This window comes from Veillonella sp. (assembly GCF_032470285.1).
Taxonomy (GTDB): Bacteria; Bacillota; Negativicutes; order Veillonellales; family Veillonellaceae; genus Veillonella.
In genome coordinates, this window is sequence record NZ_JAWEKP010000002.1 from 232,111 (window position 1) to 246,857 (window position 14,747).

General features: G+C 39.6%; 14 protein-coding genes. 5 read left to right on the plus strand and 9 right to left on the minus strand.

Going from position 1 to position 14,747, the window contains the following annotated elements; translation table 11 throughout:
* Window positions 1-65: 65 nt before the first annotated feature.
* Together E7B10_RS03545 and E7B10_RS03550 are read left to right on the plus strand one after the other, a co-directional pair.
* On the plus strand, window positions 66-740 hold the full coding sequence (locus tag E7B10_RS03545; RefSeq protein ID WP_004698139.1) for a response regulator transcription factor: 675 nt from the start codon (window positions 66-68) through the stop codon (window positions 738-740).
* Window positions 718-2,133, plus strand: a complete 1,416-nt coding sequence (locus E7B10_RS03550) for a HAMP domain-containing sensor histidine kinase (RefSeq protein WP_316055495.1) — start codon at window positions 718-720, stop codon at window positions 2,131-2,133. The genes E7B10_RS03545 and E7B10_RS03550 overlap by 23 nt, the downstream gene beginning before the upstream one ends.
* A gap of 167 nt (window positions 2,134-2,300) precedes the next feature.
* Here E7B10_RS03550 and E7B10_RS03555 read toward each other — a convergent pair whose 3' ends face one another.
* From E7B10_RS03555 to E7B10_RS03570, 4 genes are all read right to left on the minus strand, one after another.
* Window positions 2,301-3,614 (minus strand): DUF445 domain-containing protein, encoded by a 1,314-nt coding sequence (locus E7B10_RS03555; protein ID WP_004694647.1) that lies wholly within the window; start codon window positions 3,612-3,614, stop codon window positions 2,301-2,303.
* The gene (locus E7B10_RS03560; RefSeq protein ID WP_012864917.1) at window positions 3,611-4,846 is read right to left on the minus strand and encodes a DUF445 family protein; all 1,236 of its coding nucleotides are present in this window, start codon (window positions 4,844-4,846) and stop codon (window positions 3,611-3,613) included. Before E7B10_RS03560 ends, E7B10_RS03555 begins: the two co-directional genes overlap by 4 nt.
* A gap of 95 nt (window positions 4,847-4,941) precedes the next feature.
* Window positions 4,942-5,643, minus strand: coding sequence for an MBL fold metallo-hydrolase (locus E7B10_RS03565; protein WP_060918950.1), 702 nt, complete (start codon window positions 5,641-5,643; stop codon window positions 4,942-4,944).
* A gap of 145 nt (window positions 5,644-5,788) precedes the next feature.
* Window positions 5,789-6,076, minus strand: a complete 288-nt coding sequence (locus E7B10_RS03570) for a helix-turn-helix domain-containing protein (protein WP_004698176.1) — start codon at window positions 6,074-6,076, stop codon at window positions 5,789-5,791.
* Between the two features lie 282 nt (window positions 6,077-6,358).
* Here E7B10_RS03570 and ygiD point away from each other — a divergent pair, with 282 nt between their 5' ends.
* Window positions 6,359-7,141 carry a 4,5-DOPA dioxygenase extradiol gene (gene ygiD / locus E7B10_RS03575; protein ID WP_004698227.1) on the plus strand — a complete coding sequence of 261 codons (783 nt, stop codon included), beginning with the start codon at window positions 6,359-6,361 and terminating at the stop codon, window positions 7,139-7,141.
* A 144-nt stretch (window positions 7,142-7,285) separates the two neighbouring features.
* On the opposite strand, the gene E7B10_RS03580 is transcribed toward ygiD, so the two are convergent.
* The 3 genes from E7B10_RS03580 to pta all read right to left on the minus strand — a co-directional run bounded on the left by E7B10_RS03580 (window position 7,286) and on the right by pta (window position 9,957).
* Window positions 7,286-7,831: a glutathione peroxidase gene (locus E7B10_RS03580; protein ID WP_004698203.1), complete on the minus strand. Its 546-nt coding sequence runs from the start codon at window positions 7,829-7,831 to the stop codon at window positions 7,286-7,288.
* An 18-nt stretch (window positions 7,832-7,849) separates the two neighbouring features.
* A complete protein-coding gene (locus E7B10_RS03585; protein ID WP_004698146.1) occupies window positions 7,850-8,653 on the minus strand; it encodes a hypothetical protein in 804 nt (267 codons plus the stop codon).
* Between the two features lie 305 nt (window positions 8,654-8,958).
* A complete protein-coding gene (gene pta / locus E7B10_RS03590) occupies window positions 8,959-9,957 on the minus strand; it encodes a phosphate acetyltransferase (protein ID WP_004698157.1) in 999 nt (332 codons plus the stop codon).
* 382 nt (window positions 9,958-10,339) lie between these two features.
* On the opposite strand from pta, the gene E7B10_RS03595 reads away from it, so the two are divergent.
* A complete protein-coding gene (locus E7B10_RS03595) occupies window positions 10,340-11,017 on the plus strand; it encodes a lactate utilization protein (protein ID WP_004698255.1) in 678 nt (225 codons plus the stop codon).
* Here the strand turns inward: E7B10_RS03595 and E7B10_RS03600 are convergent.
* Both E7B10_RS03600 and E7B10_RS03605 read right to left on the minus strand, forming a co-directional pair.
* The gene (locus E7B10_RS03600; protein WP_004698196.1) at window positions 10,995-11,270 is read right to left on the minus strand and encodes a helix-turn-helix domain-containing protein; all 276 of its coding nucleotides are present in this window, start codon (window positions 11,268-11,270) and stop codon (window positions 10,995-10,997) included. The two genes, E7B10_RS03595 and E7B10_RS03600, sit on opposite strands and share 23 nt — an antisense overlap.
* A 469-nt stretch (window positions 11,271-11,739) precedes the next feature.
* Complete coding sequence (locus tag E7B10_RS03605; protein ID WP_004698121.1) at window positions 11,740-13,092, minus strand: NAD(P)-dependent oxidoreductase; 1,353 nt, start codon at window positions 13,090-13,092, stop codon at window positions 11,740-11,742.
* Between the two features lie 439 nt (window positions 13,093-13,531).
* Between E7B10_RS03605 and E7B10_RS03610 the strand changes: the two genes are divergently transcribed.
* Window positions 13,532-14,719 carry a MalY/PatB family protein gene (locus E7B10_RS03610; protein ID WP_004698128.1) on the plus strand — a complete coding sequence of 396 codons (1,188 nt, stop codon included), beginning with the start codon at window positions 13,532-13,534 and terminating at the stop codon, window positions 14,717-14,719.
* The last annotated feature ends 28 nt before the right edge of the window (window positions 14,720-14,747 follow it).

The window sequence follows — 14,747 nt, forward strand, 5'->3', positions numbered from 1 at the left end:
ATAATGACTATAATTAATGTAGTTGGAGAGCTATATTTTTAAATCATACATAAGGAGAACAGAGAATGAAAATTTTACTTGTAGAAGACGAAGAAATGCTGAATGGTATCACGGCTAAATATTTACGCGCAGAAAATATGACAGTTGATACATGCTTTAACGGGCAACAAGCGATCGATTACGTTAACACATCTAGCTATGACGTTATCGTAATGGATATTATGATGCCAATCCTCGATGGTATCAGTGCTCTTGCACAAATGCGTAACGACGGTAATACAACACCTGTATTGCTTTTAACAGCAAAGGATTCCTTACAAGATAAAGTTACAGGCCTTAACACTGGTGCAGATGATTATCTTGTAAAGCCTTTCGATCTTGAAGAGTTAACCGCTCGTATTTATGCATTAGCTCGTCGTAATGCGCGTCATGCACAAAACGATATCCATGTAGGTCCACTTACCATCAATGTTCCTCAACGTACTGTTAAACGCGACGGCGAAACAATTACATTGACTGCAAAAGAATTCGACCTATTATTCTATTTAGCAAGTAACGAAAATATCGTATTATCTCGTCAACAAATCCTTGACCATGTTTGGGAATACGATTATGAAAGCTACTCTAACCTTATCGACGTATACATTAAAGATTTGCGCAAGAAAATTGATACTGATGAGAATGTAAAACTCATTCAAACGGTTCGTGGAGTAGGGTATGTCCTCAAAACAGAAAACTAATGATCCTCACCGAGATCTAGATACCATGTCTGGGGCAGCCACCGATTTATTTAATCGGCTGCCCCTAACCTTTAAAATTATGTCTTGGTATACCATCTTTTTGCTTATCATTTTGATGGTTGCATCCGCATGGATTTACGCATATACACATGAATCCGATAACAAAGAAGTGCGCGAACGCTTACAACAACAAGCGATGATTATGGCTACGGATATCCGCAAGTTTAAACCGTACCAAGATAATACATTCTTCTTTGTATCAACTCAAGACGGCTATATTATTAAAGGCGCCTTGCCAGATGGGTTTCCAAACCAAACAATCCTTTCCTTAGGCCAAGTTGGTGAAATTGCTGCTGGTGATGATACCTTCTACTACTACGATACTCCGGTCAACGAACCGAACTATCGTGGTATTTTGCGTGCTGTTACAAAAGTAAAAACAGCCTCTAAAAAGACGGAAAACCTTTTATACAGCTTACTGTTAGGGAATATCATTTTCTTACTAATTTCCTCCCTAGGCGGTTATCTTTTCATCAAAAAAGGACTTAAACCGGTCCGAACCTTGACGAAAACAGCTAAAGTCATCGGTAAGAACAACGACTTGAGCCGTCGTATCGACATTCCGGCTCGCACAGCGAGAGATGAAATCTACGAACTAACTACAACATTTAACCGTATGATTTCAGGTCTTGAGGATTCTTCCAATCGTGAAAGACAGTTTAGTTCTGACGTATCTCACGAGCTACGTACACCAATTGCCGTTATTAAAGCAGAAAGTGAATTTGCTCTAAAATACGGTCGTACAAAAGCAGATCTACGGGAAGGTTTAACACATATCTTAGAGCAAGCTAAGTTCATGACTAACCTCGTAAGCCAACTGCTTGATGTAGCCCGCCTTGAAAATGCAGAAGGTCTAAGCTTTGCACCTGTCAATGTATCATTGATGTTATCCAATATGGTCCACGACTATACAAGACTCTGTACAGAAAATACAGATAAACAGATTACGATTACATCTCATATTGAGCCTAATTTACATATGAATGCTCACGAAGTATCATTACGTCGAGCTATCACAAACCTAGTGGACAATGCCATTAAGTTTACAAACTCTACTATTGATATTTCGGCTAAACTCGTAGGCAGAGACTTAGTCATTACCGTAACAGATAATGGTATTGGCATCGAACCTGAAGCTCTGGATCATATTTGGGATCGTATGTATCAGACGGAACAATCGCGAAACAAAAAATCTAATCACGGTATAGGTTTAGGCCTATACTTTGTAAATAAAGTTATTAACTTACACCATGGCACAGTTACGGCCACGAGTGAACCACAAGTAAAAACTACATTTACCGTGCGATTGCCGTACAATACAACGGAAGAATAACACAAACGGGACTGACCATTGGTCAGTCCCGTTTCTATATCAATTTTAATCCCAAAAGTACATAATGTAGAATTAATTAAACCATAAAAACTAGCATATAGAAGCTCCTTCTATATGCTAGTTTTTATGTATTTAGTTTTAAAGCAGCTTATTATAGATAATTAACTTTAGCCTACAAATTGTTGCCAAAATGGCATATATACATATTCGAGGAAGGTCCATACAAGCAGACCCGCTACAGCACCAACGATAGCACCATTAATACGAATCCAGCTGAGATCATCCTCCACCTTAGATTCGATAAAGTAAATAAATTTATCTGTACTGAGGCCACCTAATACTTGACGTATGATAGTTTCAATGAGGTCATACCCTTGTTCAAGTACGTAGTCGCCAATATCGTGTAAGGTTTTTTCAATACGATTTCTAAGATCGTCCGATTGACCGTATACATTCCATAATTCAAGAGCAATATTAACTAAAACCTGAGCCGGAGTCTCTCCGTTTTCATCCCCTACGAGCAATAGTTCTTCTATATAAGGGCATAAATGGTTTTCGATAACAGATTCCCAATCTTGTTCGCGAATCCAACGTTCCCACGCTTCATTAAGAGCATCGCAGACTTCATGGTTTTCTTCAATATTACGAATTGGTTCTACCCATTGTCGCAACCAAGCTGTTCGTTCAGGGCTATTTGGTCGTTTCCAGCTTTCCAGCATAGCATAGGCCTCTTGGACAATAGCCTCTGCCATTTCTTGATAGTTTACTACATCGGTAGCTTCGGACATAGAAATAAGGAAATCAGACCAGAAGCCTTTTCGCTTTTTCTTATGTGCCTCTTCTGCTACGACAGCGGTAAGCCAGGTAACCATAGCTGGATGATTAATCCGTTCTTGAATCACGTTTAAAACTTGTACAACCATACTTTCATAGCGATTATGCTCACATAAATCGAGTAATACGTGTTTCAAAACGGGCACGAGAGAATGTTGTTGAAGCAACCCGCGAATGCGTTTTGCCCCCCATTGTGCCCATTCTTCATTAGTTTGAGATTTCCATAAAAGGTGTAGTCCTTGATGAATCACAAGGCGCGCTGCTCTCTGCCCCTCAGGAGACAACAAGAACTTTTCAAACAATGGCACAAATTGCACATTTTTCAATAATACCTTACAACGCTCCTTGGTAAGCATCTTCGTCTCTACAAGTTTAATGACACCATTAATGAGGCGATCTTTATTGCGAGGAATTAGCGCTGTATGATATGGGAAGCCTAGTGGCTTGCGAAATAAAGCCGTTACAGCAAACCAGTCAGCCACACTGCCGATGAGGGCAGATTGAACCGCCCAGTACAACGGTTGATACCAACTTTCATAGCCAAAGAAAAATTGTCCTACGAAAGCAAAGCAGTACAATACGGCAGTCAAGCCTAGAATGCCATTAGCACGCTGTTTCAAGGTAAGGGATTTCAAATAACTAATCATTTGAGCACCCCCTCTACAATGATGGTCAAACCGTATAAGATGCCGCCAAGGACAGCGCCTATAAGGGAACCATTAATACGCACCATTTGAAGGTCATAGTACATTTTGCCCCGAACAATTTGAGTGATTTCATCAGGCGAGTACCGAGATAATTCCTGACCTACCACACTGTCGATGAGCGGGTTCAACTTCTGCAACCACGGAATACTACGCAACAAGAAGAACCGTTCAAACGGCGCCTGCTTATCTGGATTCAACAAAATTTCGGTGCCGAGCACATTAAAGCGATCGATAACGATGTCCATGAGGCGTTTCCAGTCCAATGTATCCCCATCGATAAGTTTGCCTTCCCATTCTTCAAGAACCATTCTAATCCACTGATTTTTATGTTCTTCGATGAAAGCTTGCCACTCTGTATTGGTTTCTAGGTTATTGAAGAATCGAATTGCTTGGCCCCATACATAGCGCCCCAATGCAGAATCGATAGATTCATTTTCCTTCAAGAACTGAACGGCTTTTTTCTGTACCGTTTCTACCAATCGTTCTGGTGAAAGTCCATCTCCACCAAAGGCGATAGCCAATTCGCGAAAGAAAGAATCCTTTGTATAAGTTTTCATAATGTCTAGCATGACGCGATACAAATACGGGTATACCTGATTTGATGCGATAACACGCTGACATGTGCGGTTAAAATAAAGCCAAAACACGCTTGCTGTGTGACGTTCTAGCATACAACGGCCAAAGAGAATAACAAGGGGTGTTGCTTTCCAGTTTGTAACCCCCTTATAAATAGCCTTATTAATCTCTTGGCGCATCGGTTCAATATCCATATGAGATAAAACTTGATTGCCCACACCGTACAAGAGATTTCGAATTTGAACTTGTCCCACATCGCTCATGCCGTATTCAACGATACGGACCATAACGCGTTCTTTTTTGATAGCATAATACATCTGTGGCACGCGCAATAGCTCTTCGCTGAGCATAGTGCGGCCTATTTGAATTAATCGTTCCTTACTGCGCGGCAAGATTGCCGTTTTGAAAGGAATGCCTAAAGGCTTCGTAAAGAGAGCCGTTACTGCATACCAGTCCGCGAGGCCACCTATCATAGCTGCCCCAGAGATATGCATGATAAAGGCCCAAAATGTATCATGTCGCTGCGGATATGAAATTAAAAATATAATAGCCATGACAACCAACAGGGTGGTTGCCACTGGTTTGGTTTTCATCATCACTTGATCCTAACTTACTCAATTACGCATATAGACTGTCCCTATATAACGTAGTGACCTCGAGGTCTACGGACTTTCACAATTATATCTACAATCTAAAATGTAGCCTCATCGCCATCTTTTTGAGGTTCCCAAATCGGCACCTCCCCAAAGAGAGCTTTAAAGTACACAGACGGTGTCCATAATGGACCATTCAAATGCATTGGAATAAAGGCTTTATTCACCTGTACACGGCGCAAAAATTCAATACTGCCCCACTCCATAGCGTCTTCCAAACGATTGTCTACAGGGAACATCGCTACATCTACGGACAAGCCCTCTAATTCCTTAAACTCACGCCAAGCCATGCGCTTTGCATCCGCATTGTTTTCTGGCGTATCACCAAGCCAATGCCACCAATTAAGGTCGCCTGCATGGAAGATAGAGTCAGAGTCGATATTCGCCGTATTTGTCTTTACGTAAAAAGAACCACCTTCATCGGTGCTGCCATACATATGGATGCCTACATCATCTAATAGTGCATCTTGGCCAGGGCGCATGGTAATACATTTTTTTACCTTGCCCTCTAACGGCACATCTTGATGGCAAATATAGCGCGTTTGAGGACCATCAAATTCCGTAATGGATGGGTTAAAGTGATCTCCATGAGTGTGACTCACGAAGAACCAAAGTTCACGACCTCGTTTAGCCAACTGCCAAACAATATTATTAGGATCCTTATAATAATCAAACACATAGCAACGCTTACCATCCTCTACAAGGAATCCACTATGCGCTAAAAAAGTAACATGTAACATTATTATCAATACCTCTCATTTATTGAGAATTTATATCATTCGTATTTTTTATTATACCATATTTTTTGTACCTACGCTTAGATATAACAAGGACTAATACAATTTAATAGTAGCAAAAACTGAAAAGAAATGCCGCTGGCATTTCTTAGATGCGACCAGCGGCTTTCATATAGTCGATATATTGGTTACCCCAGTTTTCAAGGGATACTAAAACAGTCTTAAAACCTGCCCCCACTTCGGTAAGGCTATATTCAACCTTTGGTGGAATGGTACCGTATACTTCACGATGTACAAGTCCATCATCCTCCATTTGACGCAACGCTCTTGTCAATGTAGCTTGCGTAATGGGATGTAGACGACGCTCTAACTCACGAAAGCGCACAGGACCTTCAGACAACTCATGCATAATCAACAAAGACCATTTGCCAGCCAATAACTTTTGGCTCGTTGCAAAAGGACATCTGCCAACTAGATCATGAATATTTTAGTAATCGGTGCCAATGGTAACGCAGGTCGCCAACGTTTTACGGCAGTGCAAAACTAATATCTCAATCTATTTTCATGTCTCTATATGCAACACTCATCCTCCCAATACAAAACAACGTATATAAAGACACCGAGGGCTATTGACTGCAACCAATAGCCCTCGCTTATAATTAAATCAATACCTTTAAACAAATATTAATTTTTATATTTATAAACAGTAGGTGATATTATGAAACGCATGCCAACATTATTCGTAGGCCATGGCAGTCCCATGATGGCCTTAGAACATACAGAAACAACAAATACTTTTACAAGTATAGGACAAAATATAATCAACAAGTATGGCAAACCAAAAGCCATACTTGCCATCTCCGCCCATTGGTATGCAGATGGCACCTATATTCAAAGTGCAGAGAATCCAAAACAAATTTACGATATGTATGGATTCCCTCAAGAACTCTACGAAGTTGTATATCCTGCAAAGGGTGACAGCAATTTAACGAAAGAAGTACAAAAATTACTGGGTAACTCCGTTTCTATAAATGACACTTGGGGCATCGATCACGGCATGTGGACCGTGTTAGTTCACATGTTCCCTGATGCATCAATTCCAGTTGTCCAACTATCTATCAACAAACACCTGAGCCCAAAAGAAGCCTATCAACTAGGAACAAAACTTCAGTCATTACGCGATGAAGGCTATCTTATTATGGGTAGCGGTAATATCGTTCATAATCTAAGACGCATAGAATGGGACAGTCCATCCGGCACCTCCGCCACAATTGAGTTTGACCAATACATTTCTAAGGCAGTCTTAGAAAACGATATAGATGCTATTGTTAATTACACTCGACATCCTCAGGCTAGCTATGCAGCACCTACACCAGATCACTATCTGCCATTAATTTATATTATGGGTGCGAGTGAAAGTGCAAAACCGACTGTATTTAATCAAACTTATAATTTAGGCTCCCTATCCATGACAGGCTTTATCTTTGAGGATGCAGAATAATAACTTACACACTAATACTATATAAATCTATACACACAAAAACTGCTTGTACCTATGGTACAAGCAGTTTTTATATGTCTATTATTTTTCAATATTTGATTTAAATTGATTAAGTGCAGCCTGTACTCACCTCAGGAATATAAACTACACTAGTAATTCTTTAATGAAAGCTTCCATTTCCTCTGGGCTTACAACAGGCTCAAAACGGCCCACTACATTACCTTTACGATCTACAACAAATTTAGTAAAATTCCACTTTACTTCATCATCATTTAGATAATTAGGGTCAATACCATTAAGATAATCCGTAAGCATTTCCGTCTTATCACTAGCTGGGAAGCCTTGGAATGGATGTTCTCGAATCATGTATTTGAAAAGATCTAATGCACTTTCATCGCGCACATCTGCCTTTCCCATAACCGTAAAGGTCACACCGTAATTTAATTTACAAAACGATTGAATTTCGCTATTTGAACCAGGTTCTTCTTCTCCAAATTGATTGGAAGGAACGGCGATAATTTCTAAGCCTTGCTCCTTATATTGCTTATATAAAGCCTCTAAGGCTTCATATTGATGTGTAAAACCACATTTACTGGCCGTATTAACAATGATAAGAACCTTGCCTTCAAAATCTTTCAATGATTGTAACTCACCAGACTTTGTAGGCAGAGAAAATTGATAAACAGACATACTATCTCCTAACTTATATTAATAATCGCTATTATATTTATAACGAATATCATAATCAAAGGCCGCCGTTGTTTCAGAGGCTGTTTCCTGCCATTCTGTAGGGGCTGTACCATCTTTATCAAGGAAGTAACCAGAGTCAAGATAGCGGATAATAATATAGTTGGAATCCTTTTGGTCAAAACCGTTACCGCGGGTAAAATCAATACCATGGCCTGTATTGCGCGTTACGATAGCCTCCAACAAAGGTAATGTGATTGCATTCAATGTGATTTTCATATCAGGAGAATCAAAAATTTTTTTAAAGAAAGAGCTAGGTTTTTCTTCCTTGTATACTAAAAGCTTGCTAATCGTGCCATTAGATGCACATACTACGCGACGGATATCTTTAATAGGAATATCTACCTTGCCATTAGAGATAACGCCATTTTTAATGGTAATTTCTCGTTTACCCATAATGGAATAATCCAATGGTAATTGAAGCGTGTCTAAATTTGCAGGGAAGTCCGCTGTCAATTTATGGCGAGCAAAGGCAGCAATGATTGCTTTGGTTTCACGAATATTATGACCACCATTACAATCTGTACGGTCAGTATCTAAATCTTGGCCTTCAATATTTTTCCAATTGTGGTCTCTAAACACAATCGTATAATTAGAGTTTGAATTTAAATATCTTGTGAGATGAAGCTCATTTACATCTTCAAAATTAATGTCGGTTACAACCTGCCCATTTGCATCTTTACAAAGTACACCATTGTAACTAATCGTTAAGGTACGATCATCACTTTCAAAAATAATGGGATTTGTGTCGAATACAGAAATCATAGCCCTCTCCTTTTCACGACTCTAAACACAACTACACTTGTACATATCAAGTGCATTTACTCAAACATTGATTAAATATATTAATTAAATATTCTTAACTTAATCATACACCTTCTATATAAATGTAAACAACTACTATATTTTTCTGACTCTCTATGTTCTAAATTAACTTACAAACACTATATGCTTTCACCAATATATTTACAAAAGATATCAAACAATATCTGTATAAAACAAAAAAGCTGATTCCGAAGAATCAGCTTTTTATATTTCATTGAATCGTTCAAATGAAGTTATTATGGAAATTAGATGCTTTCAACAGCAGCGATAGCCGCAACATCTACAACGTCTTGAGCGGAGCAACCGCGAGAAAGGTCATGGATAGGTTTAGCCAAACCTTGAATCAATGGACCAATAGCGTCAGCTCCAGCGAAGCGTTGAACCAATTTGTAACCAATATTAGCAGATTGAAGATCAGGGAAAATCAAGATGTTAGCTTTACCAGCTACATGAGAACCAGGAGCTTTCTTTTCTGCTACGGAAGGAACGATGGAAGCGTCCAATTGTAATTCGCCGTCGAATTTGAAGTCCACATTACGTTCTTTCAACATGTTAACAGCTTCTACTACTTTGTCTACTTCTGGAGTGGAAGCGGAACCTTTAGTGGAGAAGGACAACATGGATACGCGAGGATCAGCCATGCCAACAACTTTGCGAGCTTTTTCTACAGTGGATTCTGCAATATCAGCTAATTGTTCGCTAGTTGGGTTAGGCAATACGCCGCAGTCGGAGAAGATGAGCATGCCATCATCGCCATATTCTTTTTTATCTGTGAACATAACCATTGTGGAGGATACAGTTTTAAGACCTGGTTTAGTACCTACAACTTGTAATGCAGCGCGCAATACAGATGCAGTTGGAGTAGCAGAACCAGCAACCATGCCATCTACTGCGCCAAGACGAACAAGCATAGCGCCGAAGAATAAGCAGTCGCCTTTCATAGTTGCGTCAGCTTTTTCAGGAGTCATACCTTTTTTAGCGCGCAATTCTACGAATGTATCAACCATTTCTTGGTAACGATCGTAGTTAGCAGGATCGATGATTTCAGCGCCTTCGATAGAAACGCCAGCAGCTTTAGCCGCTTCAGCGATTTCAGCAGGATTACCTACTAATACAGGTGTGCAGAAACCTTCTTTTAAAATGATTTCAGTAGCTACCAAAACACGTTCATCTTGGTACTCTGGCAATACGATTTTTTTACCTAATGGTTTTACTTGGTTTTTCAAATTTTGAATTAAATCCACGATTTTTGCCTCCTTAACATTGGCATTACGCCATATCAATACTATTATTATAGCAAATTCAACCTATTGGTAAAAGTAAAAATTATTTCTTAACATATCATTCCTAGTATTATACTCTTTTTGTGAAAGTTGAAACTCATTCCAACTTTTCTCAATTTTAATTATCAACTTGGATTTCATTCCAACTTTTTATCATTTTAAATATAAGATTGGATTAGATTCCTAATTTTTTAATTTAAAACCTAACGCCTCAAATAAGTTTTATCTACGAACTACATACCAATAATTGAACTCTTTACACATACACGCTACAATAATAGAAACAAAATACGGATAGCCAAATGCCAATTTATATTCCTTATACACCCATTTAGGAGGGCTTATGGCAAATACTGAGACAACAATCAACGCCGTTATAAATCCAGAAAATAACGAAACGCCTATAGACATAGAGAAAACGATTAAAGCCTTGGAGCGAAATAAATTTGTAGTTCATTATTTTGAAACAGGCGCAGAAGCTATTTCCTATTTAAAAGGTCGTATTCAAAATAAACGTGTAGCCATCGGTGATTCTCACACCTTATTGGAGCTCAAGGTTCATGATGTCTTAGCCCAGGTCAACGATGATATAACAGATATTCAACGTCCCCTTCCTGGTGAAAGCTTCCGCGACACCGCATTGCGCACCATGGGACGTGATGTATTTCTCACCTCTGTAAATGCTCTTGCTCAAACGGGGGAAATGGTCAATATCGATGGTACGGGTAATCGTGTTGCCGCCTCACTCTTTGGCTCTCAAGAGGTATTTTTTGTGCTAGGCATCAACAAAATCACACCAGATTTAGCTTCCGCCATCTATCGTGCACGGAATGTGGCCGCTCCGCTCAATAGCAAAAAGAACAAAAAGAGCTCTCTCAATCCATGTTCTAGATTAGAAGAAAAATGCTATGACTGTGGTTCTCCAGATCGTATATGCAATGCATTAACGATTTACTATAAAAAGATGCGCAATATGCAAACCATGGAAGTCATCATCATTAATGAATCTTTAGGCTTCTAATAGCTTGAGGTCCATTCAAAAAATCTTGTACACTCATTTCTCCGAGTCCGTATACAACCCGATAAATTGTAGACCACCTCGGATCGATAGAACCACTTTCAAGATCACTAATATAAGATTGGGCTAGACCAGATTTATCTGCTAATTGATACTGGGTCATTCCCAATTGTCTGCGCCAAAGTAAAATCAATACGCCAAGTTTATGAATTTCTTGTCGAACTTGTAAGTCTTGACAACATACGATAGGATTCATGCCAACCTCTATCTACTTTCTCCCTCAACACATACTTATGCCTTTACTATACGGCTAGGCTCAGTCAGTGCCTAGTAGTAGTTGAAATGCAATAACACAAAAGCCTTAACAAAAACTAATGTCTAAATTAGTTTAGTTAAGGCTTTTTACTATGTAGATTACGTTTCGTAGGATTTCATCATTTCGTGGAATTTTAGTATATATAAAAATTATTATCATTAAAAATACAGTGAATAAATCAAAAAATACAGGTATTATCTATATATTACCATTTCTATACAGCATTCATACATTATGCATATACTTGATTTATAAAATCACCTAGTTCTATTAATACTACAAGAAGACTATACGATGTATAGTAAATACGCAATATTGTTAACATACATTGAGAAATAATAAGTCTATTAACAATACAAAAGGACTATACGGTTCAACTGTATAGTCCTTTCTATGTATTTATATAAGATTATTGAGTAATGCTTTCTTGTGCTTTTTTGATTTCCATGTATTTAACCATGCCATCAACAGCTTTTTTAGCTTCACGCATCGCTAATACTACAGTAGCTGGTTTATGTACAACGTCACCGCCTGCAAATACGCCTTTACGGTTAGTCATGCCATAAGGATCTTCTGCAGTAATGATGTAACCTTTTTCGTCTACTTGTAGGTTATTACCTTCCCCAACAAGACGAGCATTTGGTTTATGACCTGCAGCGATAATGATTTTATCTACAGGCATTACTTGGAAGTTACCAGTGCCGTGGATACCTGCACCATCTTCGTTAAGTGCCATCACTTCGTATTTAAAGCCTTCTACCTTATCTTTACCTTCTACGCCTACTGGAGAAGCGAACCATTGGAATTGAACACCTTCAGCGCGCGCTTCTTCGTATTCAGATAACAAAGCTGGCATTTGCTCTTGGCTACGACGATATGCTACTGTTACCGCTTCGCAGCCTAAACGTACGCATGTACGAGCCGCATCCATCGCTACGTTACCCCCGCCGATGATGATAACACGGTCACCTTTTTTAACAGGAATTTGATTTTCATCAAGTTCCCCATTTTCTACCAATTGTACATTCGTCAACAAGTACATTGCTTGGAATACACCAGGTACTTCATCGTTTTCCATGCGCACGTCTTGAGGAATATGCGTACCAGTACCGATGAAGATAGAATCATACCCTTCAGCAAAGAGATCATCCAAAGTTTTATCTTGGCCGATAAATGTATTGCATACGAACTTAACGCCTAACCCTTCAAGACGAGCGATCTCACGACGTACAACGGCTTTAGACAAGCGGAATTCCGGAATACCAAATAAGAGTACGCCCCCTGGTTCAGATTGACCTTCAAATACGGTTACTTCATAACCGAGTTTAGCCACATCACCTGCTACGGACAAACCTGCAGGACCAGACCCTACTACCGCTACCTTACCAAGATCTTGTTTAATCTTCTTAGGTTTGCGAAGTTCATTGATGCTTTCAAAGTCAGCAGCAAAGCGTTCCAATTTACCGATATTAATAGGCGGTTTTTTCGCCTTATTCATGATACAGTTGCCTTCACATTGATTTTCACGTGGGCATACGCGACCACAGATGGATGGTAAGTTTGTGCGTTCCGCCAAAATATCATTGGCCTCACCAAAGTTACCGCGTGCGATGGCTTGAATGAAACGAGGAATTTCGTTCTCAATAGGACAACCCATTTTACACAATGGTTTCGGACAATTTAGACAACGTTTCGCCTCCGCGAGCGCTTCCTCCATCGTATAATCCGCATCAAAATGTAGTGGTTTTAATTCGTTACTCATGGCACATGCCTCCTAACAAGGATCCAGTATACTATACTTACAGCGTTGCATGCACCTAAGCATTCCGATGAGCCCTCTCACATAGGGACGCCGCCACATGCTGCTAACATTTATCTTTTGTAACCATTCGATAGACGTGTGGTCACTGGTCAGACTCACACTATTCTATAGTATATTCTAAATTGTGAAAGTCCCAACAGTCAAGCAAATATAGCACCTTTTGTATACGAATATAGCCCCTATTCATGCAAGGATTGCATAGATTTTATACAAGTCCATTTACATATAATAGGATGCATGTATACTGATAATAGATACAGTAATAAGAATTAGAGATACACCTTACAGAATAGAAATATCTATTTCGTAATTGAATATATACATACATATAAGAATTAAAGATATAAAAGCCAAGGTATATCCTTATATGAGGTTTCTTATGAACACAGCAGAATTCACTAGCAAATACTATATAGACCGCCGCGGTTCTCATTCCCGAAAATGGGACGGTGAGCATTTAAAATTCAGTCGCACCGACCTATTACCATTATGGGTGGCAGATATGGACTTTATGCCACCTCAGTGCATCCAAAATGCCATCTGTAACTATGTGAAAGCCAATCCGTTAGGTTATACTATGACAAATCCAAATTATATAGAGGCTGTTATAAGCTGGTATAAACGCCGTCACCATTGTAAGCTTCAAGAAGAATGGCTTACAAGCGCCCCCAATGTAATTACTGGTATTATGTGGTGTATTGGGGCTTTCACAAAACCAAACGATTCCATCGCCGTTCTAAGTCCTGTATACGGCGCCTTTGATACGAGCGCCAGCGATGCACAACGTCAAATCATCGCGGTTCCCATGATGCGTAACAAAGATAATCGCTACACCGTGGATTACGATGCATTTGAAAAGGCTATCACCGAACATGATGTGAAGCTGTTCATTCACTGCAACCCACACAATCCTGTGGGGCATGTGTGGACGGAAGAGGAGATGGACCGATTATTTAGTATCTGCCAACAGCATAATGTGCTCATCATAAGTGATGAAATCCATCAAGATCTCATCACAGGACCAACAGCCTTTACATCAGCCTTAACCGTAAAGAACGGAGCCTATGCAGATAACATGATTGCCATGTCCTCCTTGTCCAAGTCATTCAATATGGCTAGCTTGCACCACGCAGAGGTTATCATTCCTAACGAAAAGCTACGAAGCCAATTCAACGCCTATAAAGCTCATGTATACCATACGGACTCAGACGTTATTGCCGAAACTGCCATCACAGCAGCCTACACTCACCCAGAGGCCGAAGCATGGTTAACAGATGTACTGGCCATGGTTCGTGAAAACTATGAATATCTATGCCGAGAGCTTTGTACGGCATTACCAAAAATCCGCATCAGCCCTATGGATGGCACCTATTTAGCGTGGATTGACTTTAGTGCCTATGTAAAGCCCGAAGATATGCACGACCTATTCGAAAACAAATGCCGCCTCGCACCAAGCTTTGGCGAATGGTTCGGAGGTGAAAGCTACGCAACCTTTGTACGTCTTAACTTAGCTACAAGCCTAGAAAATATAAAAAGCGCTACCCACAGCATTATTAGAAATATTTAATATATCAGCCATATTAAGCATAATAATT